Genomic DNA, 25,196 nt, shown 5'->3' on the forward strand with positions numbered 1-25,196 from the left:
GGAAGAGAGCAAAGTCCCCCGGGCCTTAAGCTCCCTTCCGCCTTTTTCCAAAGTGTGCGACTCCAATCATGAGGTGATGGAACATGTTAGCAAAGCAAGTTAAAAGGTATGCCTCTTTGTTTGGTTTCTTGGCGCCTTCTCTGATCCTTTATACCGCTTTTCTGCTGATTCCGATGCTGGGTGCCATGTATTACAGCATTACGGACTGGAATGGCCTGAACCCGACCTATGATTTTGTCGGGCTTACCAATTTTGTTGAAGCGCTCAAGGATGACCCGGATTTTCTGACTTCTTTGTGGTTTACATTGAAGTATGTTGTGTTTATGGTTGTACTGCAAAATGTTTTTGCACTGTTTCTGGCTGTACTTATCGAATCGCGGACCAGGTCCAAAGGGTTCTTCCGGACGTTATTCTTTATGCCTAATATGATCAGTATGATTATCGGCGCCTTTATGTGGACCTTTATCTTCACGCAGGTCACAACACAGCTTGCCGAGAAAACATTCCTGACCTTCATGGATCAATCCTGGATCGGCGATCCCAAGTTTTCCTTCTTCTCGATTATTATCGTTTCCCTATGGAACGGTGTCGGTTATATGATGATTATCTATTTGGCAGGCCTGCAGGGCGTTCCGCAATCGCTGAAGGAAGCGGCGGTCATCGACGGGGCCAATGCCTGGCAGCGGTTCAGAAGCGTGACGCTCCCCATGATTACGCATGCGGTCACCATCTGTTTCTTCCTGACGCTCAACGGAGCCTTCAAAGTGTTTGAGGTCGTATACGGGCTGACAGGCGGCGGACCTGGCAGGAGCACACAGGTCATTACGATGAATATCTACGAGGAAGCCTTCTCCAACAACTTCCGTTATGGCTATGCCAGCGCCAAATCGATCATTTTGTTTATTATCGTATTGATCGTTACGATCATTCAAATCAGCGTCACGAAGCGAAGAGAGGTGGAGTCATGAGTAAGAACCGGTCTGCTTCCATTCTGATCAATGCCGTCCTCACGGTGCTTGGAGCCATATCCTTCTTCCCGATCTATATGGCGTTTATCAATTCGTTCAAAACGCAGGGGGAAATGTTCAGCTCGGTTATGTCTCTTCCGACCAAGCTGCACTTTGAGAACTACAGTCAGGCCTTCACGCAGATTCATCTGCTGAACAGCACCCTCAACTCGGTCATTGTATCTGTTATCGGCATCGCCGGGATTGTTTTCTCGGCCGGTCTTGCAGGCTACAAGCTGTCCAGAACGCCTGGCAAGCTGAGCGCTTTTATTTTCTTCCTGTTCGTTTCTTCCATGCTGGTGCCGTTCCACTCGATCATGATATCACTGACGCGGGTGGCCAAAAGCCTGCATCTGCAGGGCAGCGCCGCAGGGCTTGGCCTGATCTATATCGGGCTGGGCGTCAATATGGCCATCTTTCTCTATCATGGCTTCGTCAAATCGATTCCGCGGGAGCTGGAGGAATCGGCGCATATAGACGGCTGCGGCGAGTTTCAGACGTATTTCCGCATTATTTTCCCGCTGCTGCTGCCGATTACGGTGACGATCGCCATTCTCGATTTTCTGTGGATCTGGAATGACTTCCTGCTTCCGCTGCTGATGCTGACTGACGTCACGCGCTATACGCTCATTCTTTCGACCAATATGCTGTTTGGCGAATACAACAAGGAATGGTCGCTTATTCTCGCGGCGCTGGTGCTTACGGCGATTCCGGTCATTATCATCTATGCCTTCTTCCAGCGCTTCATCATGGAAGGAATTACGGAAGGCGCCATTAAGGGCTAAACGGTGCGAATTGAAGGGGGCGGCAGTGTGAAGCAGCTGTTGTACGGCGTGGCCTATTATGATGAGTATATGCCATATGAAAGGCTCGACCGGGATATTGAAATGATGAAAGCGGCGGGTATCAATGTAGTGCGGATCGCGGAATCGACCTGGAGCACGCATGAGCCGCAAAATGGCATATTTGATTTCTCCTCCGTCGACCGGGTGCTGGACGCGATGCATCAGGCGGGAATCGCCGTTATTGTAGGAACGCCGACTTATGCGGTTCCGACATGGATGGTTCGCGAGCACCCGGACGTGCTGGCGGAAACGGAGAAGGGGCCGGGGCGTTATGGCGCAAGACAGATCATGGATATCACCCATCCTGTCTATCTCTTCTACGCGGAGCGGATCATCCGCAAGCTGATCTCCCGCGTCAGCGCCCACCCCGCTGTGATCGGCTATCAGACGGACAACGAAACGAAGCATTATCACACCTCGGGACCGAATGTACAGCTTCGTTTTGTCAAATACATGCGGGATAAATTCAAGTCTCTGGATGAGATCAACCGCCGCTTCGGGCTGGATTATTGGAGCAACCGGATCAACGGCTGGGAAGACTTCCCGTCCGTAATAGGGACGGTCAACGGCAGTCTGGGGGCGGAATTCGCCAGATTCCAGCGCAAGCTGGTAACGGATTTTCTCGCCTGGCAGGCGGCGATTGTAGGCGAATACAAGCAGGCGGGTCAATTTGTTACGCAAAATTTCGATTTTGAATGGCGGGGCTACTCCTACGGCGTTCAGCCGGATGTGGATCATTTTGCCGCTGCGGAGACCTTTGATATTGCCGGTGTGGACATTTATCATCCCTCGCAGGATGAGCTGACCGGGACGGAAATTTCGTTCGGCGGCGATATGGCGCGATCTCTGAAAGGGAGCAATTATCTGGTGATGGAGACGCAGGCCCAGGCCTTCGCCCATTGGGTTCCCTATCCGGGTCAGCTCCGGCTGCAGGCGTTCAGCCATCTGGCTTCGGGAGCCAATATGGTCGCTTACTGGCATTGGCATTCCATCCATAATTCCTTCGAGACTTACTGGAAGGGGCTGCTCAGCCACGATTTTCAGCCTAATCCGGTGTACAATGAAGCCGGAACGATCGGTCGGGATTTCGGCCGGCTTAGCACTCACTTGATCAACCTGAAGAAAAGTAACAGAGCTGCAATATTGGTCAGCAACGAGTCCTTGACCGCTCTGGAATGGTTCAAGCTGCCAGGCGGCTTCAAATACAATGATATTGTCCGACGTCTCTACGATGGACTGTACCGGATGAATATCGAATGCGATTTTGTGCATCCGGGAAGCAGCAATTTGGCGGAATATTCCCTGCTGATCGTACCGGCGCTTTATACAGCTCCAAGCGAGCTGCTGGAGAAGCTTAATGCTTTTGTCCGGGAAGGCGGCCATATCGTCTACACGTTCAAAAGCGGTTTTGCCGACGAGGATGTGAAGGTTCGCACAACCGCTCAGCCGGGGATGATCGGGGAAGCCTGCGGAATCTCCTACAGCATGTTTGCCGAGCCCCGCAAGGTCGGTTTAAGGGACGATCCCTATCAGGTTGGGGAAGAGGACAATGTGATTGAAGCCTGGATGGAATTGATCACCCCGCATTCGGCGGAGGTGCTCGCATATTACGATCATCCGCATTGGGGAGAATATGCCGCCATTACCCGCAATCATTACGGGAAAGGCAGCGCCACCTACATAGGCTGTCTGCCGAGTCCTGCCCTAACAGCCAAGCTGCTGGAGCAGGCTGTCCGGGAAGCGGGATTATGGAGCGTGGAGCAGCAGCTGGCATTCCCGCTGATTATCAAGTCGGGAATGAATGAGCTTGGCCGCCGCATCCGCTATATTTTTAACTATTCGGATCAGCCGGCAAGCTTTAACAGCCCGTTTGCCGATGCACAGGAGCTGCTTTCGGGCAAGCCGGTTGAGAGCGGACAGGAGCTGACGCTTGACCGCTGGGGATTTGCTATTCTGGAAGAGCGGAGCTAGTGCGGCCCGGCTGCCAGCTTGCAACACTTGCGAGTGTTGGAAGACGTTTCTCCATGCGCAGCACGATTTTTCACCGAACCTTCAAAGAGATTCGCCGGGGACGATGGCATGCCGGATAAACGACTCATCCGGGACGTCGCGGCCCTGAATCCGTGCAATTAATGTATCAGCCAGACGGGCGCCGATTTCATTCACATTGTAATCCACGGTCGCAAGGGCCGGATTGACGTAATTCAGAATATCGATATTGTCAAAACCCATCAGCCCAACCTGATCCGGCACACGGATCTTTTGGGCTTTTAGCCATTTCAGGATCTCCAGCGCATAGATATCGCTTGAACAGAGGATCGCGATTTTCCCGCGGGACTGCTCGTACAGAGCTGAGATTTCCGCTATATATTCCCTGGACATGACGACCTTGAAGCCGAGGTCCGGGTTTCTTCCGCAAGCCTCCAGCAGTCCGGCGTATCTCTGCTCGGGAACATAGATATTCTCCTCCCCCCGGCGGCGGAGCGGGAGACTGACATAGATCAGCTGCCGGTATCCAAGGCCTGCCAGATGATCGACGGCGTCGCTGATGGCCTGCTTGTCATTCAGCCAGACGTAGGGGAATGGCCCGGATATGCGGTTGCCGAAGGTGACAATGGGCGTACGGGATTTAAGCAGCGCGGACTCGAATTTCTTGCCCTCATTGATGGACAGCAGCGCGATCCCGTCCACCTTGCGGTCGAGCAGACTGTTGATATATTCGAGCTCGAGCTCCTTGCTGCGGTTGGACAGGACAAGATAGACAAAATAACCCTGCTTTCGAGCCTCGGCTTCGAAGGCGTGAAATAACTGGGAGAAAATCTGGTTCTGAATATCGAACAGCACGATCCCAAGCGTTTTTGTATGTCCTTTTACAAGACTTTGAGCAAGGAAATGGGGGCGGTAACCGAGCTCCTCGGCCACCTTCAATATTTTTGCCCGTGTAGCCGGACGGATGCCGGGACGATTGTTCAGCGCCCTGTCCACCGTTCCTCTGGTAACTCCGCATAGCTCGGCAATTTGCTTACTGGTAACATTCATGACGGGCTTTGCCTCCGCTGTAGTATCAATTTGACTTATCGTAACGCAGATCAATATCGGGGTCAAGACAGCCGGGAAAACCGACAAATTTCGCGTTCAAACGGTCCTTATGCGATAAAAATAAAACGTTTACATGAAAAAAAGCCTGTGCTATGATCAAAATGTTCACGTGAACGTAATATGAAAATTGGTGTATGTGGTTTGTTCTGGAAATTGGGAGGACGCTCCCTCAAGCAGGTTATAATATTTTTTTGTTTAATTTCGTGCACGTGAACGAAAGCAGCTGGTCTCCGCAGCTTCAATGACGTCTACCTATACGGGGGTCAGACTAAATTCAAGCAGGGATGGTGTTCATCTTGAAGAAATTATTGCTGTTTCCTCTTCTGATTATGATGATAATCGCAATGCTTGCCGCTTGCAGCTCGTCCGGTACGACAACCAATCAAACGAACGACGGCACTGGCGGGGACAATACCGCAGATAGTGAGGCTGCAGGGAATTCAACGACCGGCGAGAAAGCTGAACTGACGCTGGTGTGGGGCAAAGGCGACGCATCCGACGCCCAGCTTAAAGTCATCCTGGCGGAATTCAATAAGCTTTATCCCGACATTAAGGTCAAGCGGATTGAAGTGGTGAACAAGGGCTGGGCTGATTATTTCAACAAAATTCAAACGATGATTGCCGGAGGAAACCCGCCGGATGTCATCCGGGTAGCCATTGAAGGCATCCAGATGTTCGCCAGGCAGGATCTTCTGCTTCCGCTCGATCCTTACATGGAAGTAGATCCGGAAGCGCTGGACGATTATGACGATCTTCATCCCAAGCTGCAGGCTCCATTTGTCGTGGACGGCAAGACTTACGGCTTTGTGTGGGACTGGAACAATATCGTCATGCATTTCAACACGGATCTGCTGAAGGAGGCGGGCCTGCCGCTGCCAGGCAAGGACTGGACCCGGGATGATTTTCTGGAATATGCCCAGAAGCTGACAACGGATAAGAACGGCAGGAAGGTATACGGGTTTGCCATTCCGAATTTTTACTTCGGCGCATCAGCCTGGTTGTACAACAATGATGCCAGCATCCTGAATGAAGACATGACGGCCAGCAGGCTGGACGATCCCAATGCGATCGAGATCATGCAGTTTTTTCAGGATTTGATCTATAAATATAAAGTCGCGCCGGTTCCGGGTCCCAAGACGGATGCCACGCAAATGCTGATGAGCGGTCAGGTTGCCATGTATGCGGCAGGCAAATGGCCGTTCGCCTCCTATGACAAGAACAAGTTCACCAGCATCGGCCTGCAGCTGCTGCCGACCTTCAAGACGAACAAAGTAATCTTCGGCTCCGGCGCGTTTCCGGTGCTGAAATCGTCCAAATATCCGGAGGCCGCGTATAAGCTGTCCGCTTTCCTGAGCGGGAAGTTCTCTCAAAAAACAACGCTCGCCAATACGTCGATCCCGACCCGGATCTCGGTCATGAAGGAAGTGCTTCCGACTACGCAGGCCGAGAACTGGCAGGTGTTTGAGGAAAGCGCCGATATTGCCCAAGCGGTTGAGGCGCCGATGCAGTATGCCGAAATCGAAGGGGTATTCAACCGGTATATGTCGGAGATTCTCGCAAACCAATCCGATGCCGCAACCGCAATGAAGAAGGCCAAGGCGGAGATTGACGTCATTCTGAAAAAATAAGCAGGGCGGGCCGGCACGCCCGTACCGGCTCGCGGCTTACCAAGAAAGGATCGTGAAGCATGACACGAAACCGGACGCTCTGGGATGCTATCGCGGGCTATACCTTCCTTGCTCCTGCGCTGCTGCTTTTCGCTGTATTTATCGGGGAGCCGGTTGTAGTATCCATCTATCTCTGCTTTACCAAATACAATGTGATCACGCCGGCATCCTGGATCGGATGGGATAACTTCAGGCAGTTCTTTCAGGATGGCAGGCTGCTGGAGATGTATGGCAATACGCTCAAGTATGTGCTTATTCTGACGCCGCTCCATGCTGTACTGGGCCGGCTGCTGGCACTGGCCGTGAACCGGAAGATCGCCAATGGCTGGAAATACCTGTACCGGACTGTGTTTTATTTTCCGGTGCTGACTACCTCGGCGGCGGTTGCCGTTGCCTGGCAGTTTATCTTTGACACCGATTTTGGCATACTGAACTACTTCCTGGGGCTGCTCGGGATTAATCCGATCCCATGGATGCAATCGCCGCATTGGGTATATCTGGCTGTTGCGGTATACAGCTTCTGGAAAGGGATCGGCAGCGCGTTCCTGTTCTACTTTATCGGTCTGCAAAATATCCCGGCAAATCTGTACGAGGCTGCCGAGATTGACGGGGCAAGGCCCTTGCAGCGCTTCTTCTCCATTACGCTGCCGATGCTATCGCCTACGATTTTCTTCGTGCTGGTGACAACGCTGATTGGCGCGACGCAAATTTTCGATGAGCCTTATCTGATTACGGGCGGCGGACCTGGCGACGCCTCGCGTTCAGTCAATATGTATATTTATGAGGTGGCTTTTCAAAATCAGGATATGGGGTATGCCTCCACCTTGTCGCTCAGCCTGTTCCTGATCATCCTGCTGATCACGGTATTCCAGTTCTCGCTCAGTAAAAGATGGGTCTACTATGATCAGGAATAAGAGGGAGAGGATATGCTTATGGAACCGAATGTTCAAACAGGAGTGGGGCTTGCGCCCAAGCGGGAACGCGTAAGCCGCACCGGATGGGAGAGACTGCTGCTGGACGGAGGACTGCTGCTGCTCTGTTTCCTGATGCTGGCTCCCTTCCTGTGGATCATTTCGACTTCTTTCCGGCTGCCCAAGGACTCGTTCTCGCTGCCGCCCGCTATTTTCCCGACCAGCTTTCATCTGGGAAGCTACGCGGAAGTGTTCATCCGCGTGCCTTTTCTGAATTTCATTCTGAACAGTATGAAAATAAGCCTGATTATCGTAGCCGGGCATATTCTCATTTCGAGCATGGCGGCTTTCGCCTTCTCACGAATCCGGTTCCCGGGAAGGAATCTGCTGTTTCTCGTCTTTCTGTCGGGGCTGATGATTCCGGCCCAGGTGACCGTCATCCCGCGTTTTATTCTGATGTCGAAGCTGGAGATGGTTGACACGCATTGGGCGTTGATTTTGCCGGGGCTGATTAATCCGCTGGGGATTTTCCTGATCCGGCAGCTGATGATGACCGTTTCCACTACCTATGACGAGGCTGCTTATATGGATGGGGCAAGCCGGATGTATGTCTTTTTGAAGATCATTATGCCGATGGCTTTTCCCGCTGTCGCAGTTACCTCCGTTATGACCTTCATCGGAACCTGGAATGATTTTTTCGGTCCGCTCATCTTTCTCAATACGTTCGAGAAGATGACGCTGCCGATCGGAATGGCTGTTCTGAGCGGAGCTTTTGTCCAGGGGAATTTGTCCGCGATTCTCGCGGGAGTCGCAATGTCCCTCAGCATTCCGCTTCTGTTTTATATAGCGGGCCAGAAATATCTGGTTGAAGGAATCAGCACCGGCGGATTAAAGTTGTAATCAGATGAGGAGGCTATTATGATGCAGAAAACTTTTGAACAAAGCTTATACCCGGCAGACAAGAAATTCACCTTCACCGGCGCCAGAACGGGACAGATTTCGTTTCCGCTCGGCGGGATAGGCGCAGGCAGCATCGGACTTGCCGGCAATGGGCGGCTGATCGATTGGGAAATTTACAACCGCCCCAATAAGCTTAGCTACAACGGTTTCTCCTTCTTCACGGTCAAGGCTGAGCATAACGGAGAGGTGAAGCTTGCGAAAGTGCTGCATGGCGATTTGAAAGCGCCTTATATGGGAGAGGGCAGGGGGAAATACGAGGGCTACGGCTATGGGCCAAGACGCGAGAATCTGACGGGCTTCCCCCATTTCTCGGAAACGGCGTTCAAGGGAGAGTATCCCTTCGCGGAAATCTCCTTTGCAGATGCCGGCGATCCTATCGGGGTTGTGCTGACGGCATTCAATCCTTTTATTCCGCTGAATGACCACGACTCCTCGCTTCCCTGCGCCATTTTTGAATACGAAGTGACGAACAAGACGGCGGATACGCTGGATATCAGCCTGGCCGGCGTGCTGACGAATCCATTCTTCAAGGGAGCGGTCAATAAGAAAATTAAGCTTGGCAGCAATCCGGCGATGACGTTCTCTTCCACTCATTACGAGGCCGATTCGCCGGAATTCGGCGACCTGACGCTGGCAACCGACCAATCGGATACCAGCTATCAATCGTATTGGTACCGCGGAAGCTGGTTTGATAATTTGACGGTGTTCTGGAAGGACTTTGTTACGCCGGGGCGGCTGCAGGAGCGTCATTACGACAATCCCCAGGAACTGGATGCCGGCAGCTCGCATAACAAGCATCAGGATGTCGGGCTGCTGTGCGGGCATCAGAGCATCGCGCCGGGTGAGAAAGCGGTATTCCGCTTCGTCATCAGCTGGAGCTTCCCGAACTGTGTGAATTTCTGGAATCCCGGAGACAGGGGAGATGCGGATGCGGGCAGGAATCCTTCCTGGACCAACTATTACGCGACCCGGTTTGCGGACTCGACCGAGACCGCGCAGTATGTATTGACTGAATATGACCGGCTGCGCGAGGAATCCGGCTTGTTCCGCGATACGCTGTTCCGCTCGACGCTGCCGGATTATGTGCTGGACGCCGTTGCCGGCAACATCTCCATTCTGAAATCGCCGACCGTTCTGCGACTGACCGATGGAACGCTGTATGGTTTCGAAGGCGTTCATACGAATGAAGGCTCCTGCGAGGGCTCCTGCACCCATGTATGGAATTATGAGCAGGCGACGGCTTTTCTGTTCCCGGCGTTGGCCCGGTCGATGCGCAATATTGACTATAGCTACGCTCAATTCGATAATGGCAAAATGGCCTTCCGGCTGTTTCTTCCAGCCGAGCGGACAACGAGGGAGAATTTCTTCTTCGCTGCGGCAGACGGACAGATGGGAGGCATCATCAAGACCTATCGGGAGTGGAAGATCTCCGGCGATCATCAGTGGCTTCGCTCGGTATGGCCGAAGGTGCAGCGGGCGCTTGAATATGCATGGGAGCCGACCAATGAGAATCGTTGGGATTATGACAAGGACGGCGTGATGGAGGGACGGCAGCATCATACTCTCGACATGGAGCTGTTCGGTCCGAATTCATGGCTGACCAGTATGTATCTGACAGCGCTCAAGGCTGCGGCCGAGATGGCGGAAGCGATGGGAGAGCCGGAGAAAACAGCCGAATATAACGGGATTTTCGCCAGCGGCTCTGAGTGGGCGAATGAGCATCTATATAATGGAAGATATTTTCACCAGCTGGTCGATCTGAAGGACAAAACGGTTCTGGAACCGTTCGGAGCCGCTGCGGCCTACTGGAATGAAGAAGCGGGTGAAATCAAATATCAGATTGGCGAAGGCTGCGGCATTGACCAGGTGCTGGGCCAATGGTTCGCCCATATCGTCGGTCTTGGTTATGTGCTGGATGAGAGCAAGGTGAAGCAGGCGGTCAAATCAATATATGACAACAACTTTATCGAGTGTATGCGCGATTATCCCAACGCCTGCCGGATTTATGCGCTCAACGAGGAGGATGGTCTCTTAATCTGCACCTGGCCTGATAATAACAGTCCTGTCGTTCCGGTTCCTTACGCTGACGAGTGCATGAACGGCTTCGAGTATCAGGCTGCCTGCCATATGATTTACGAGGGGTTTGTGGAGGAAGGCTTAACCGCCGTCAGGGCCATCAGAGACCGCTATGACGGAGAGAAGCGCAATCCGTGGAATGAATTCGAATGCGGCAGCAATTATGTGCGTTCTATGGCTTCGTATGGTCTGCTGCTCGCGCTCAGCGGATTCGAATACGATATGACCAAGGGACATATCGGGTTTAATCCGAAGCTGAATGAGGACGAATTCAGCTTCTTCTGGAGCTTGAGCGAAGGCTGGGGAGAGTTCCGTCACCTGGGAGGCGTCCTCGAATTGGAGGTCAAACGCGGGAGTTTGGCGCTGCAGTCTTTTGCGAGCGCTCTATTGGAGGGCAGGGAGATTGCGGAGATCCGGTGCGGCGGAGCGGCTGTTCCTTTCAATAGAACAGACCGGCTGATTACATTCCAGGACCGTATAGAAATTGACCGCCATTCGACTCTACAGATGTTATTAGAATCGTAGAAGGTTCATGAACTGGTCCTGCATCCTGCAGGGCCAGTATTCGTGATGAACCGGCCGAGTCTGCGAATTCTGTCTGCCGCAGCACGCCAATCAATGCAGGAGGGTTGGGGAAATACGGCCAATTGCAGAGCTATTCCAGAAATATCGTGTCATATGGATGATCCAGCTTCCCGGTCCGATAGTCGCGGGGAGACAGCCCCAGGTATTCCCGGAATACTTTGCCAAAATAGCTGGGGCTGTCGAAGCCGCACATTCTGCCGATATCCTGCACGCTGACAGCGGTCCGGCGAAGCATGGTAACGGCAGCCTCCACCCTCCGGCGGCGCAGGAATTCCAATGGAGAGATGCCTTCTTTATGCTGAAACAGCCGGCACAAGTATGATCGGGAAATGCCGCATTGCGACGCGATGTCCTCCAGCGACAGATTGCGGGCATAGTGATACTTCATGTAATCCTTTGCTTTCTTAATAATCGGATGAGACTCCGGACCAGGAGCAATGGATGTATCCGGCGCGAGCAGGGACAGCATGAATCCATACAGCAGCTGCGAGAGCGGAGCGGATTCGTATATCCGTTCAACGGCTACGGCCCGGTACAGCTCCCAAAACCGCGCCACCGGCTGCGATTCGTTCTGCAGCGATACAATCGGCCCTCTTCTGGCGAGGATACGGTCCCACATGCGGACGGCGTCCTCGCCTTTGGCGTTCAGCCAGACAAACTCCCATGGCTTTCCCTGCCCGCCTGCATAATAGTAGTGGTGGGAGCTTGGAATCTTCACCATAAAAGCCTTGCCTTCCTGCAGGGTATGGGTCTGTCCTTCCATTTCGATTATCCCTTCGCCGCTTAAAGTATATTGAAAAATAACATGGCCATGGTCTGTCCGCTTAAGCCCCTTGTTCCCATAGCTTCCGGAGCTTGCGCTCTGCCAGCCCATGGAATCCAGCAGCATATAGGGAAGCGGCTCGGCATAACGGAACGCGAATGAATCGGGCTTCAGCATGATTGTCCTCCCTGCGAATACGCTCATCAGGCGTAGCGCAGCTTCCTTGTTCCATAATAATATTGTTCTATATTTGAATGGCAGCGATATGATTGTATCACAATAATTCTAACATATGCGGGAAAAGAATACATGGGATGCTGATGGACATTCCTTTCCGCAAGGTCAATTCTGTTATAGAATGGTTTAATATTTTGAGATTGCCGACAGGCTCCCCCATTGTTAAGATGAAGCCATAATAACTGACCGGAGCTTCCCTGATTGATCCAGGGCTCGGGGGCGGCATACGGATTCTAACTGGACAAAGGGGATTATGCCCATGAAGGAAACGACGACAGCTTTTGAAACACGCTCCTTAAGCTCGCTGGCAAAGGTGTTTGCCGATTCGGAGCTTCAGGATGAACGTTCAGCAGACGGAACCGCTCTATGGAAGGAGGTATTTTCCTTCCAGATCGCTTACCGCTCCAGCACAACGATTGCCGACCTCCGTGTAGAGGCGGATTCGCCGCTCTTACCCTATATGACCATTCGCTCCGTGGGACTTGCTCCTTCGGAGATGCCTGTATACGCCAATCCCGATGACCGTTACCTGCGTACGACGCCGGGCTTGTTTCCCGATCCGCTGTACCCGTTAAGCGACGGGCTGAAGGCGGTTGCCGGCCAGTGGCGTGCAGTATGGATCACTGTAAGTCTGCCCTCAAGGCCGGAGAGCGCTGCGCCTCTATATGCGGAAGAAACAACCTCGTATCCGATCGATATCAGGTTCAAGAATGCTGCCGGAGAACTGCTGGGAGAGGAGCAGTTCAAGCTGGAGATCGTGCAGGCCGAGCTGCCTGAGCAGGAGCTGCTGCACACGGAATGGTTTCACTGCGATTGTCTGGCAACCCAATACGGAGTTGAGGTATTCAGCGAGGAGCATTGGCGGCTGATTGAGCGTTATGTGCATAATGCCGCCGCTCATGGCGTAAATATGCTGCTTACTCCGTTGTTTACCCCGCCGCTAGATACAGCCATCGGGGGCGAACGCCCGACCGTGCAGCTGATCGGCGTGGAGCAGACAGCCGGGCATGAATATGTATTTGACTTCACGCTGCTGAAGCGCTGGATCGATATGTGCCATAAACAGGGGATTCAGCATTTCGAATTTTCCCATCTGTTCACACAGTGGGGCGCGAAGCATGCGCCGAAGATTGTCGCCTCCGTGCAGGGAGAGGAGAAACGGATCTTCGGCTGGGAAACAGAAGCGGGAGGCGAAGCCTATACGCGGTTCCTGGATCAGTTTCTGCCCCGGCTTGTACAGTTTATCCGCGGGCAAGGTCTTGAGAAGAACAGCTATTTTCATGTGTCGGATGAGCCGAATGCCGATCATCTGGAGGCTTACCGGCTGGCCAGCGGCATTCTGAAGAAGCATCTGGCTGAATTTGCATTTATTGAGGCGCTATCGGATTATGCCTTCTACGATCATGGACTTGTTCCCGTACCGATTCCATCCAATGATCATATCGCTCCTTTTCTGGAGAACAATGTAAAGCCATTGTGGACCTATTACTGCTGCGGCCAGCATCAAGAGGTTTCGAACCGTTTCTTCAGCATGCCTTCGGCCCGCAACCGCGTGCTGGGGCTGCAGCTCTATAAATTCGGCATCCAGGGATTCCTGCATTGGGGGTATAACTTCTGGTATTCGCGGCATTCGGTCCGCGCTATCGATCCGTTCCGGGTTACCGATGCGGAATATGCTTTTCCATCCGGTGACGCTTTCGCCGTGTATCCGGGAGCGGAGGGACCCATCGACTCTATCCGCTGGGAGGTGTTCTATGAAGCGCTGCAGGATCAGCGGGCGCTCGAGCTGCTAGGGCGGCTTGGCGGCAGAGACGCTGCGCTGGAAGTCATGGAGCAGGAGCTGGAGGAAGCGATAACCTTCAAGACTTACCCCGTAGAGGCTGCCTGGCTGCTGGGAACGAGGGAGCGAATCAACCGCCGGATTGCAGCGCTGCTCGGGTGAAGGGAATGAATAGACCCTTTTACCAAGGGGATAGCTTATAGGAATGACGAGACTGCCGGTGCCAAGCAACGGCAGTTTTTTACTGACGCCGTTACCAGACGATGGAGAATAATTGACGGATCCTACCCAGAAGAACAACAATGCTCATGTTGTCTATCCTTTGACGAGATGATATAATATTATTAATTGTCTTGCTTACAGGAGTCTGCCTTCGCGCAGACTCTTTTCTTGAATACAAGGAAGTATACGTTTTCATTTTAGACTTGGCTTCTAGCTCCCGGAATGAGTTTTGCTTCGATTTGACGGGTTATTGGGAGAATCTGATCAATCTGCTCCTGGCAGCCTATTTCTTGCCGTCTCCTAGTACAAGGCGCTCGCGTATGTAGCTAAAAAGGGTCATTAACTCATGGAGAGAAAGGGACTATTCATGGAATTTACAGCCTATCAGCCGGAGAATGTACGATGAGGATGAAGAAACATTGGTTTTATAAGACCTTGCTATCTTACCTGCCAATCTTTTTTATGCTGTCATCCGTTCTATTCCTCGTATTTTTCTTCGCATTAAGTGAATATATCAAAACCTCCACTATCAAATCGATCGAAATTATCGGTGAGCAGCTCGATCAATCCGTTGAGAATATCCTTCAACCGATCGATAAGGTCATCATCCGGGATATTTTGGTGGACGAGACCATTCGGCAATTTTTCGATGAGCAGGGAAAGGCGCCCTACACGATTTACCGGATGAACCAAAAGCTGAACAATCTGCTTCTCAATTTTTCAATTATTGATTCCTTGTATATTTACCGTTATTCGGATGGACAAGTTGTAACTGAAAGCGCTTTCTCTAATATTGACGATTTTGAAGACCGGGATTTCCTGCTTCAGCATATGGCAGGAAATTCATTAACCTCCTGGAGCGGTAAACGCGTCTATAAGGACAGCAAGCGTCCGGCATCGACGGAGGTAGTTACGCTGATAAGGAAAGCACCGTTCCAGACAGGCAGAGACGGTGTGATTGTCGTGAATATACGGGTGGATGTCCTTCGGGAGATGGTAGCGGATATGTCCAAGCTGGACATCAGTTTTGTACGTATGCTGGATGCGGATGGGGGATTGATCTTTACGACTTTGGAAGAAGGTGCGGATTCCGGTGAAGTCATCTCCCGCGTCCAATCCGACTATACGAATTGGGAAATTTCAACCGGCGTCCAGTCGAAATACCGGTTTGGCTTGCTTTCGTCGTTTCCGTACGTCTGGATTGGGATCGGATTTGTGTCGATCCTGCTGGGACTGGCCTCGATCGTTTACGTCACACGCCGAAATTATAAACCGATCGAGTCGATCTTCAATCGAATCAGCAGCATGGTGGGAGAGCGCGGCGGCGGTCAGGACGAAATTCGCATGATCGACATGGCTGTCGACAAGCTATTGGAGCAGTCGCGAATTTTTCAATCGCAATTTGAATATGATGCTCACCGTCTGCGCCATCATTTATTCATGGAGCTTCTGGAAGAGGGATTTTCGAAGCCCGTCGACGAGTGGAAGAAGGAAATGCGGCGGCTGAGCCTTCCCAGTCAATTTGATCATTTCGTGTTTGCCGTTATGGAAATTGACCGCTTTGCAGATTTTATGCGCGAGTATACAGACCGGGAGCAGGATCTTCTGAAGTATGTCATTTACAGTGCCGTTCAGGAGATGGCAGCTGAAAGCGGAGGATCGCTTTGGGCTGAATGGATCCATGCATCCCAGCTTGGAATTCTCTACTTCGCAAAAGAAGCGGAGGTCGGGACGGAAAGCGGCGATGGACCGATGATCGATTTAGGGGAGAGGGCAGCCCGCTGGTCCGAGCAAAATCTGAAGTTTACCGTTACGTTTGGTATAGGGGGGGACGCTGACAAAGCAAGCGAGCTCCCCCAATTGTATGGGCATGCGCTGGATGCTTTGAATCACAAACCTTTCTTCGGGAACGGGGCAGTGATTCAATACCGGAACTTGCCGGATAGACCCGCAGGGGATCTGTATCGCTATATGGAATTGATCCGGGCGTTTGTTCACCATTACCGAATGGGCGGCGAGAACTGGCAGCAGCTGTTTTCCTCGTTCATGGATGAGCTTCAAAGCGGTCTCTCTACCCGTGAAGATATTTTGAGGGTGCTTAACTATCTGCTGTATCACCTCAATCAAAAGATGTCGGAGCATGGCGGACGAACCGGCATTTGGGAGGAGAAATGGATGCCGGAGCTGGCTGACAAGCTAAGCCGCTTCGACACTCTGGAGGATTTTAGGATGGTGTCAACATCTATTCTGACCGGCATGCAATCCTATCTGCAGCAAATACGCGAGCAAAAAAGCTATAGTCAGTCGATTCGCCAGGTAAGAAAATGGATTGACGTTAATTACGCTAATCCGGAGCTGTCGCTTCTTCAGCTCAGTGAAGAGTTCAATCTGAGCACGCGTATTCTCAGCAAGCTGTTTAAAGAAGAATTCGGGGAAAAATTCATCGATTATTTGGTCCATGTCCGGATGGAAGCGGCCAAGCGCCTGCTGATGGAAACAACGGACTCCGTGCAGGTTATCGCGCTGAAGGTTGGTTATGTGCACTCTTTTTCATTTATCAGGGTTTTTAAGAAAGTGGTTGGAGTGACGCCGGGAGATTTCAGAAAGTGAGATAAACCCGTCATTGATTTATGTATTCTTGGCAGGAGCCTTCATCAAATGATTTTCACCAAGCATTTGAAGGAGGTTTTTTGCGCTGCAAACCGTAAATGTCCGCGACCGAATGCCTCTATTCGCTCCCAGGGCCATGCACATATTTCGCAGTATGCACATAAAAGTCCGCTTACTGGAAGAATCAGCAGCCGAAATGCCTGATAATGGCTGGATTTTCCGGGTTTATGAATAGGGACGAAGAACAATGTGCATACCGAGGAATCATGTTTATTGTCGAAACGGATGAATCCTGCTTGAATAGGAGACAGCGGAAGACATCCGCATCCGGCCTGTTCGATCCACAGCGCTTGGATCATCAACATCCATGAATGCGGTTGCATTGGGGCTGATAGACCAGGTGGTGGAGCGTTCATAACAGATTCTAAGGGAAAGGAGGGACATCCATGGTTGAGTTGGAGAAGGGAATCGAAGCAATAGCCTCTCCCGCAGCAATTAGAGGGGAGAACAAGATCAGGGCAGTAATCAGGGACATCAAACGAACCAAGGTCCTGCTGTTGTTTTTATTGCCGGCGGTTGTCTGGTATGTAATCTTTTATTATATTCCGATGTACGGCGTGACGATTGCTTTTAAGGACTTCTCCGTCATGAAGGGCATTATCGGCAGTCCATGGATTGGATTTACTCATTTCGAGAGGATGTTCGATTCACCGGATTTCAGCCGGGTCCTGCGCAATACGTTGATCATCAGTTTTCTTAAGTTAATCTTCGTATACACATCCGGACTTGTGCTTGCTTTGCTGCTTAACGAGGTTTTCCATGGAAGGTTCAAAAAAATTATCCAGAGCATCACCTATTTGCCCCACTTTCTGTCGTGGGTCATCATCGGCAGCATCATGGTGGAGCTGCTCTCCCCTTCCGGGCTTGTCAATGAAATTATTGTCCTGCTTGGAGGGAAGCCTATCTTCTTCCTGGCAAGCGGAAAATGGTTCGTGCCGACCCTCATTGCTTCCGATGTCTGGCAAAGCGTGGGCTGGGGATCCATTATCTATCTGGCCGCGATTGCCGGCGTCGATCAGCAGATCTATGAAGCCGCTACCATCGACGGCGCCGGCCGGTTCAAGCGTATGTGGCATGTGACGCTGCCGTCGATCGCGAATGTGATTGTCATCATGATGATTTTTAATGTAGGAAATATCATGAATGCCGGCTTTGACCAAATCTTCAATTTGTATAACCCTGCTGTGTATGCAGTGGGAGATATCCTGGATACGTATGTATACCGGGTGGGGCTTGTGCAAATGAATTACAGCTTCTCGGCAGCGGTGGGCTTATTTAAAAATGTGATTGCATTGGGGCTTGTCCTGCTTGTCAATCGCTTGGCTCGAAAATATGGCGAAGCTGGACTATGGTAGGGGGTGTCAGCCATGTCAGGCAGGATTAAATTCACCTGGTTTGATGCTCTGAATTATACGGGCATGGTGCTGCTCTCGTTGTCGGTCCTTTATCCCATCTGGTACCTGTTTGTTCTCTCGGTCAGCACCAGAGAAGGGATGGCGGCGCTGGACAGCTCGATTGTTCTTTGGCCGCAGGGCTTTACTTGGGCAGCTTATGAAGGGTTTATCAACCAATCCTATATTTACACGGGCTATGCCTATACAATCGGCCGCACGGTGGTAGGGACGGCTGCAGCGGTTATATTGATGTGTCTGGCCGCTTATGCGCTCTCCAAAAAAATTCCATTCAAAAAGTCGTTCACCTTTCTCTTTATTTTCACGATGTTTTTTAGCGGCGGTCTCATCCCGACCTACATTCTGATTAAAAATTTGGGGCTGCTCAATAATCCGCTGGTTTATATCCTGGCGCCGCCGTTTCTATTCAACACCTTCTACATGCTGATCCTGCGGAACTTCTTTATGACAATCCCGGAGAGCCTGGAGGAATCGGCGAAGATAGACGGGGCCGGCGATGTGCGTATTTTCTTTCAGATTATGGCTCCGCTGGCGGCTCCCGCGATTGCGACCATCAGCCTGTGGGTGTCTGTGAATCACTGGAACTCCTGGTTTGATTCGTTGATTTACGTTCAGTCATCCGAGATGCAGGTCATACAGGTGCATATCCGAAAGCTGGTCATTGAGCAGAGCGCGAGTATGATGAGCAGCACGATGGATTATTTCGACAAATCTTTGATGCCGACGCCGGAAAGCATGAAAGCGGCCGGCATTCTGATCACCATGCTCCCCATATTATGCATCTATCCGTTTATTCAAAAGTATTTCGTGAAAGGTGTCGTAATGGGCGCAGTGAAAGGCTGATTGCTTGCAGCATGATGGACCAGATAAAAATATATCCATGGAGGGATCACCGAATGGGCAGGACAATGAAGCGTGCGTGGGCGTTAGCTCTGATTCTGTGCATGACAACCGCTTTGTTAGCGGGCTGTACCGGCAGCAGCGCGAAGAAAACAGAACCGTCGACGGTTGCCGGAGAAGCGGGAGGCGAGACGGCCGGATTGGACCCCTTGTCTGCGGAAGCGGCAGAGGTCATCTTCGAGAAAGTATTGGCAGAGACCGAAACGCCGGCCCAATTTGCCGAAACGCCAACTTATGAGTATACGTTTCAATTGGGGGACAGTCCGGAGGATAATGCGTTCGGCAAGCGGTACTTTGAGAAGAAATTCAACGTCAAGCTGAATTTCCTGAAGCTGGATGGCGGAAATCGCAAGGAGCAGTTGAATCTGGCGCTCGCAACGGGTTCCATTCCGGATTTGACGGTAGTGTCGCTGGGAGATGTTCCGGAGTACACGAAGCAGGGGATTCTGGCGAAGCTTCCCGCAGATATGATTAAAACCAATATGCCGCATTATTACGGTCTTCTTGAGAAGAATGACCCTACGCTGCTGACCATTGCCCAGGTGGATGGTCAGAACATGGGGCTTCCGCGCCTTTATCCGAACGGCGGCGTTCCGCGTCCGGGCGCCATCCGCGCGGACTGGCTGCAGAAGGTGGGCGTCAATAAACTTCCCGAAACGCTTGACGAGCTGGAGCAGATCTTCATTAAATTCCGCAATGAAGACCCGGACGGCAACGGTAAGAAGGACACCTACGCGCTATCGAACGGCAGCGATTATCCAGGCGAGGTCTGGTTTCAGACCATTTTTGGCGCCTATGGCGGAAGTCCTTTTCAATGGCGTGATGTAGACGACAAGCTGCAGTTTGGCCTCACCACCCAGGAAACCAAAGAAGCCTTGATTCGACTGAACAAGTGGTATGAAATGGAGCTCATTGACCCTGAGTTTATTACGGAGAAGGGGAAAAACACAGAGGTGGAGGATGTAGCCGGAAAGTTTGCGTCAGGCAAAATCGGTTATATGGACAACTTGAGCTTCGATGATTATCAGTATGACAATGACGGTCATGTCAATTTCAAATGGGTCGTCGCTAATCCGGAGTGGCAGGCCTGGTTCGAAGAGCGCAAGGACAATCCGGAAGAGTTCTACTCTCTGGCCGCGCAAAAGGATTTTAATGCCGAAATGCCGCAGCCGTATTACATTAATCTTCCTCCGGTAGCTGGACCGGATGGACATAAAGGCTATTATCGGGTCGGCTTGCAGGAGTCGGTTCTTGTATTCAGCCAGAAATTGGAGGAAGAGCAGGAGAAATACGACAAACTGCTGCAGATTCTGGATTACATTAATACGGACAAACCGACGAATGACATGCTGGAGTGGGGTCCGGATGGCGTTATGATGATCATGAACGACGCCGGCGAACGGATCTTTAATCCGCAATGGGGAGAGCATGAATTGTTCGATCCCCAGATCACCAAGCTCGGAGCCGTATGGACAACCAACCCGATGAGATGGACAAATCCGGAATGGCTGGGCACCGTTGGTGGACCTCGTGAAACGCAGCGATTCAAGCTTGGCGGCGATGTCTTGCGCGATTATCCATACTTCGAGAACGCGTTGAAGGTGACGCTCCCTTCCCAGGCGCAGAATATGGAAATTCTCGATACGCGCGTCAAAGAATACGTGATCAAGGCCGTCACGGGAGAGATAGACGTTGAAGCCACCTTCGACCAGATGGTGGAGGATTGGTATAAAACAGGCGGCGAGCAGCTAACCAAAGAAGCGAATGATTGGTACGCAACCCAGTCATAAATAAAGGAGCAAAGCCTGTTTGCAAGCGCTGACCGGTCAAGCTTTGGCCGGTTGGCCTACTCATAAAATTGAATTGGATGGAGGCTCACTATGGAAGCAGCTGCAGAGACGTTCCGCAAATCAACCAAAGCCATCATAGATTGCGATGTTCATCCGTATCCCAGGAGCATGGATGAGATCCGTTCTTATATGCCGGAGCCATGGAGAAGCCGGTACAAAGGAAGCGGCCGCGGCTTTTTCGACAATCCCGTGCATGGCATGCGCTTGGACGCTGTGCCGCCGGGCGGGGGAGGCATAGGAACCGACCCGGATTTTGTAAGGCAGCAGCTCTTCGAGCCGTTCGGCCATGAGCATGCCATTCTTATGCCGCGGGCGTTCTGCAATATGATCCCTGATCCGGATTTCGCTACGGCTATCGCGTCCGCTTATAACGAATGGTTGGCGGATACCTGGCTGGGGAAGCACAACGCAGACGGCATCTTCAAGGGCTCGATAACGATTGCCCACCAGGATCCGCAAGCCGCGGCGCGAGAGATTGAACGCTGGGCCGGCCACCCGCATTTTGTGCAGGTGATGACGGACTCCGGAGCGCGCGCTCCCTTCGGACAGCGCCAGTATTACCCGATCTATGAGGCTTGCGACAAGCACGGACTGCCTTTCGCGATTCATCCGGGCACGGACGGAATGGGCATTAATGTCCAGCCGTCGCCGGGATATCCGACCCATTATATTGAATGGCATACCTGCCTCTCGCTTGCTTTCCAGGCGCATCTTGTAAGCTATCTGACAGAAGGTGTATTCGAGCGGTTCCCGGGATTCCGGGTAGTGCTGGTCGAAGGCGGGGTTTCATGGCTGCCGGCCTTGATGTGGCGTCTGGATCAGGAGTATAAAGCGCTGCGGTATGAGGTGCCCTGGCTGACAAAGAAGCCAAGTGAATATTTGCGCGATCATGTGCGCATTGCTTCGCAGCCGCTCGAGCGGCCGGATAACGACCAGCATCTGCTGCAAATGCTGGAGATGCTGGATGCGGAACACATCCTCATGTTTTCAAGCGACTATCCGCATTGGGACTTCGATTCGCCGAAGCAGGCATTCCCGAAGCTGCCGGATGCCTTGCGGAGCCGAATCTTCTACGAGAATGCGAAAGAGTTTTATAAACTGTAAACGGGCAAGGAGGCAGGATGCACTGTGGGAAGACATGTCATTGGGAATGTGGGCGATTTGCCGCAGGGCTCCAGAGTGGTCATGACCCTGGAAAATCGCAGTATCGGCATCTTTAATGTCGGCGGCAACTACTACGCGCTGAAGAACACCTGTCCGCATCAGGCAGCGCCGTTATGCGCGGGCCCGATTAAAGGAACAACTCTGCCGTCGGCCCCCGGCGAATACAAGTATGCCCGGGAAGGGGAAATTATCCGTTGTCCCTGGCATGGCTGGGAATTTGACCTGACGACCGGAAAATCGCTGTTCGATCCGCACAAATGCCTGGTGAAAACATACGAAGTCGCGGTGGAAGAGGAGCAGGAGCTGCCTTCGGTAGAAACTTACCAGGTGCAGGTCGAAGCCAATAAGGTTGTTGTATATATTTGAGTCAACGGACATGGATAGTACGCGAATAATAATTTCTTAGCGGGGTGCTGAACTTGAAAATTACGGGTCTGGAAGCAATCATACTGCAGACGGAAGTCAAGAAGCCTGTTTTCGATGCGATGAATACGTTTGACGCTGGCGGATATGTGGTGACGAAGCTATTTACGGACGAAGGCATTACCGGCTATGCGACGACGCATGTCGGAAGGGTCAGGTCCATTTGCGATATCGTCAAGGTCATCCTGGAGAAGGAGATGCTGCCGCTCATGGTCGGCGAGGACCCTTTCTTCGCCCGGAAAATCCGGCAAAAGCTGTGGGCCTCTGCGGATTATCACGGTGTAGAAGGAATCGCGCAATTTGCGATCGCGGCCTTGGACACTTGCGTGTGGGATATTGTCGGAAAAGCGCTTGGCAAACCCTCCTGTCATGTTGTAGGAGCCAGCCGGGATCGGATTCCTGCCTACGCGATGGCCGGATGGTACTACGATACGGAGAAAGAGTACGTTCAAAAATGCGTGGATGCTGCTGAAGAGGGATTTCGCGCGGTCAAGCTGAAGGTCGGCAAGACCTCTCTGGAGGATGATCTTCACCGGATCCGCATCGTGCAGAAGGAATTGGGTTCTGATATCCGGATCATGATCGATGCCAATCAGGCGTTCGATGAAATGGAAGCTCTGCGCCGCGGGAAGGCTTACGAGGAATTGGGGGTTTATTGGTACGAGGAGCCGATGATTCCGCAGTATAAGGAAAGTCAGGCGCGTCTGGCGGCCAAGCTTACGATTCCGCTTGCCATCGGAGAAAACTATTACACGCGCTACCAGTTTTACGACGCGGTCAGAACGGGCGCAGGCAGCATCTATCAGCCCGACAACCGGAGAGCGGGCGGGCTCACGGAATGGCTGGAAATCGGAGCGATTACCGAGGCGGCCGGCTTGAAAATTGCCAGTCACGGAGGAGGGCCCGCGAATGTCAATGCCCTCTGCGCCATTCCGAATGCGATTTATCTCGAAAGCGGAAGCTTGAAGCAGCAGGATCATGGGATGCTGGTAACCAAGATGAAGATGGTGAACGGCGAAATCCTGCTGCCCGAAGTGCCTGGAATGGGGACGGAGGTATCGGAAGACTTCATTAAGAAGCATCGAGTATCGTAATCTAAGCATGCATGCAAGATGCCATTTGACCGCTTCTCCAGAGTCATTGGCGTCTTGTGTTTTGTTAACGATCATACCCGGGGAGGCTGCAATGAGCATATTGGTCTATGGAAATTTAATTGGAAGGCAGTGGCGGGAGTCGAGTGAAACATTCCCTGTCGTTCATAAGTATTCTAACGAGATTCTGGCGGCAGTGTCCAAATCGTCCAGGGAGGATGTAGCGGAGGCCGTAAGCTGCGCCGCCGCCGCGTTTCGCGGGCATAAGCTGCCGGTCATGAAGCGTTACGGGATTTTAAGGAAAGCGGCGGAGTTGTTTGAAGCGCGGAAAGAGGAATTGGCGTTCACGATAGTGCGGGAATGCGGCAAAGCATTGCGGGACGCCCGCGCGGAAGTGGAAAGGGGCATCCAGACGTTTATCGCTTCGGCGGAAGAGGCGAAGCGCATTGCAGGCAAGGAAGTCCCAATCCAGGGGCAGCCGGGACAAGAAGGGAAGATAGCGTTCACCATTCGGGTTCCGGTAGGCGTTATTTGTGCCATTACGCCCTTCAATTTCCCGTTTAACCTGGTCGCGCACAAAGTAGCTCCGGCGCTTGCTGCCGGCAACGCCATCGTATTGAAGCCGTCCGAGCTCGCCCCCATCAGTGCAGTCAAAATGGCGGAAATCCTGCTGGAGGCCGGTCTGCCTCCGGGGTTTTTGAATATCGTTAACGGTTCGGGCGAAGAGACAGGCCAGTACTTGCTTGAAGACGAGCGGATTGCCATGTATACCTTTACCGGAAGCGCCGGGGTAGGCAAGCATATCAAAAGCTCAACGGGAATTCGGAAGGTTTCCCTGGAGCTGGGCAACAACTCGCCCAATATCGTTCACAAAGACGCGCCTGATATCGAGAAAGCGATCCGCCTCTGTGTCACGCGCGGATTTGCGAACAATGGTCAGGCTTGCATATCTGTTCAGAGAATTTATGTTCACCGCGACATCTATCATGATTTTATTGAAGGGGCTGTGAGCATTGCAAGCCAGTTGAAAGTGGGCAACCCGGAGCTGGAGGATACGCTTCTAGGGCCGATGATTTCGGAGAAGGCCGCGATGCGTGCGGAGGAATGGATTCAAGAGGCGGTGCAGCAGGGAGCCCGTGTGGCCTTTGGCGGAGTCCGTGAGGGAGCGCTATTGCATCCGACGATTCTTACGGAGGTCACCCCCGATATGAAAGTGGTATGTCAGGAAGTGTTTGCTCCAGTCATATGCATCGTCCCTTATGATGAGGTGGAAGAGGCCATGGACGCTGCAAATCATTCCAGCTATGGCCTTCAAGCGGGTTTCTTCACATCCAGCCTGCAATTGGCCCTGAAAGCGGCCCAAAGGCTGGAGTTTGGCGGTGTCATCATTAACGACGCTTCCTCCTACCGGGCGGATATTATGCCTTATGGCGGGGTCAAGGACAGCGGGATCGGCAAAGAAGGACCCTATTATGCGGTTCAGGAAATGACGGAAGAGAGAATCGTCGTTATCGATATGGGTTAGGTATCAAGG

Annotated in this window: 18 protein-coding genes; 16 read left to right on the top strand and 2 right to left on the bottom strand. The window is 52.2% G+C overall.

The genetic code is table 11. From position 1 onward, the window contains the following. Positions 1-83: 83 nt before the first annotated feature. The 3 genes from ACFOLF_RS26955 to ACFOLF_RS26965 are packed head-to-tail and all read left to right on the top strand — an operon-like array spanning position 84 to position 3,823. Positions 84-968 carry a carbohydrate ABC transporter permease gene (locus tag ACFOLF_RS26955; protein ID WP_210045508.1) on the top strand — a complete coding sequence of 295 codons (885 nt, stop codon included), beginning with the start codon at positions 84-86 and terminating at the stop codon, positions 966-968. Next, the gene (locus tag ACFOLF_RS26960; RefSeq protein ID WP_210045509.1) at positions 965-1,792 is read left to right on the top strand and encodes a carbohydrate ABC transporter permease; all 828 of its coding nucleotides are present in this window, start codon (positions 965-967) and stop codon (positions 1,790-1,792) included. Before ACFOLF_RS26955 ends, ACFOLF_RS26960 begins: the two co-directional genes overlap by 4 nt. A gap of 27 nt (positions 1,793-1,819) precedes the next feature. Beyond that, on the top strand, positions 1,820-3,823 hold the full coding sequence (locus tag ACFOLF_RS26965; RefSeq protein WP_210045510.1) for a beta-galactosidase: 2,004 nt from the start codon (positions 1,820-1,822) through the stop codon (positions 3,821-3,823). Between the two features lie 81 nt (positions 3,824-3,904). Here ACFOLF_RS26965 and ACFOLF_RS26970 read toward each other — a convergent pair whose 3' ends face one another. Then, the gene (locus tag ACFOLF_RS26970) at positions 3,905-4,891 is read right to left on the bottom strand and encodes a LacI family DNA-binding transcriptional regulator (RefSeq protein ID WP_210045511.1); all 987 of its coding nucleotides are present in this window, start codon (positions 4,889-4,891) and stop codon (positions 3,905-3,907) included. Positions 4,892-5,247: 356 nt separating this feature from the next. On the opposite strand from ACFOLF_RS26970, the gene ACFOLF_RS26975 reads away from it, so the two are divergent. Genes ACFOLF_RS26975 through ACFOLF_RS26990 form a run of 4 tightly spaced genes read left to right on the top strand, consistent with a single transcriptional unit; the run spans position 5,248 to position 11,090 of the window. After that, positions 5,248-6,579: an ABC transporter substrate-binding protein gene (locus ACFOLF_RS26975; protein ID WP_210045512.1), complete on the top strand. Its 1,332-nt coding sequence runs from the start codon at positions 5,248-5,250 to the stop codon at positions 6,577-6,579. Between the two features lie 59 nt (positions 6,580-6,638). After that, positions 6,639-7,532, top strand: a complete 894-nt coding sequence (locus tag ACFOLF_RS26980; RefSeq protein WP_210045513.1) for a carbohydrate ABC transporter permease — start codon at positions 6,639-6,641, stop codon at positions 7,530-7,532. A gap of 18 nt (positions 7,533-7,550) precedes the next feature. Beyond that, positions 7,551-8,429, top strand: a complete 879-nt coding sequence (locus ACFOLF_RS26985) for a carbohydrate ABC transporter permease (protein ID WP_210045514.1) — start codon at positions 7,551-7,553, stop codon at positions 8,427-8,429. 18 nt (positions 8,430-8,447) lie between these two features. After that, on the top strand, positions 8,448-11,090 hold the full coding sequence (locus ACFOLF_RS26990) for a GH116 family glycosyl-hydrolase (RefSeq protein WP_210045515.1): 2,643 nt from the start codon (positions 8,448-8,450) through the stop codon (positions 11,088-11,090). A 130-nt stretch (positions 11,091-11,220) separates the two neighbouring features. On the opposite strand, the gene ACFOLF_RS26995 is transcribed toward ACFOLF_RS26990, so the two are convergent. Next, positions 11,221-12,090 carry an AraC family transcriptional regulator gene (locus ACFOLF_RS26995; RefSeq protein WP_210045516.1) on the bottom strand — a complete coding sequence of 290 codons (870 nt, stop codon included), beginning with the start codon at positions 12,088-12,090 and terminating at the stop codon, positions 11,221-11,223. Between the two features lie 319 nt (positions 12,091-12,409). On the opposite strand from ACFOLF_RS26995, the gene ACFOLF_RS27000 reads away from it, so the two are divergent. The 9 genes from ACFOLF_RS27000 to ACFOLF_RS27040 all read left to right on the top strand — a co-directional run bounded on the left by ACFOLF_RS27000 (position 12,410) and on the right by ACFOLF_RS27040 (position 25,187). Further along, complete coding sequence (locus ACFOLF_RS27000) at positions 12,410-14,092, top strand: DUF4091 domain-containing protein (protein ID WP_210045517.1); 1,683 nt, start codon at positions 12,410-12,412, stop codon at positions 14,090-14,092. Positions 14,093-14,554: 462 nt separating this feature from the next. Next, positions 14,555-16,762, top strand: coding sequence for a helix-turn-helix domain-containing protein (locus ACFOLF_RS27005; protein WP_210045518.1), 2,208 nt, complete (start codon positions 14,555-14,557; stop codon positions 16,760-16,762). 446 nt (positions 16,763-17,208) lie between these two features. Further along, complete coding sequence (locus ACFOLF_RS27010; RefSeq protein WP_210045519.1) at positions 17,209-18,177, top strand: ABC transporter permease; 969 nt, start codon at positions 17,209-17,211, stop codon at positions 18,175-18,177. A gap of 12 nt (positions 18,178-18,189) precedes the next feature. Next, a complete protein-coding gene (locus tag ACFOLF_RS27015; RefSeq protein ID WP_210045520.1) occupies positions 18,190-19,077 on the top strand; it encodes a carbohydrate ABC transporter permease in 888 nt (295 codons plus the stop codon). Between the two features lie 53 nt (positions 19,078-19,130). Beyond that, a complete protein-coding gene (locus ACFOLF_RS27020; protein WP_210045521.1) occupies positions 19,131-20,924 on the top strand; it encodes an extracellular solute-binding protein in 1,794 nt (597 codons plus the stop codon). A gap of 90 nt (positions 20,925-21,014) precedes the next feature. After that, positions 21,015-22,088 (top strand): amidohydrolase family protein, encoded by a 1,074-nt coding sequence (locus ACFOLF_RS27025; protein WP_210045522.1) that lies wholly within the window; start codon positions 21,015-21,017, stop codon positions 22,086-22,088. A 24-nt stretch (positions 22,089-22,112) separates the two neighbouring features. After that, positions 22,113-22,514, top strand: a complete 402-nt coding sequence (locus ACFOLF_RS27030; protein ID WP_210045523.1) for a Rieske (2Fe-2S) protein — start codon at positions 22,113-22,115, stop codon at positions 22,512-22,514. Positions 22,515-22,567: 53 nt separating this feature from the next. Next, positions 22,568-23,665, top strand: coding sequence for a mandelate racemase/muconate lactonizing enzyme family protein (locus tag ACFOLF_RS27035; RefSeq protein ID WP_210045524.1), 1,098 nt, complete (start codon positions 22,568-22,570; stop codon positions 23,663-23,665). Between the two features lie 91 nt (positions 23,666-23,756). Next, a complete protein-coding gene (locus tag ACFOLF_RS27040; RefSeq protein ID WP_210045525.1) occupies positions 23,757-25,187 on the top strand; it encodes an aldehyde dehydrogenase family protein in 1,431 nt (476 codons plus the stop codon). Positions 25,188-25,196: the final 9 nt, after the last annotated feature.

Origin of the sequence: Paenibacillus sepulcri (genome assembly GCF_042647105.1) — a bacterium.
Taxonomy (GTDB): Bacteria; Bacillota; Bacilli; order Paenibacillales; family Paenibacillaceae; genus Paenibacillus_Z; species Paenibacillus_Z sepulcri.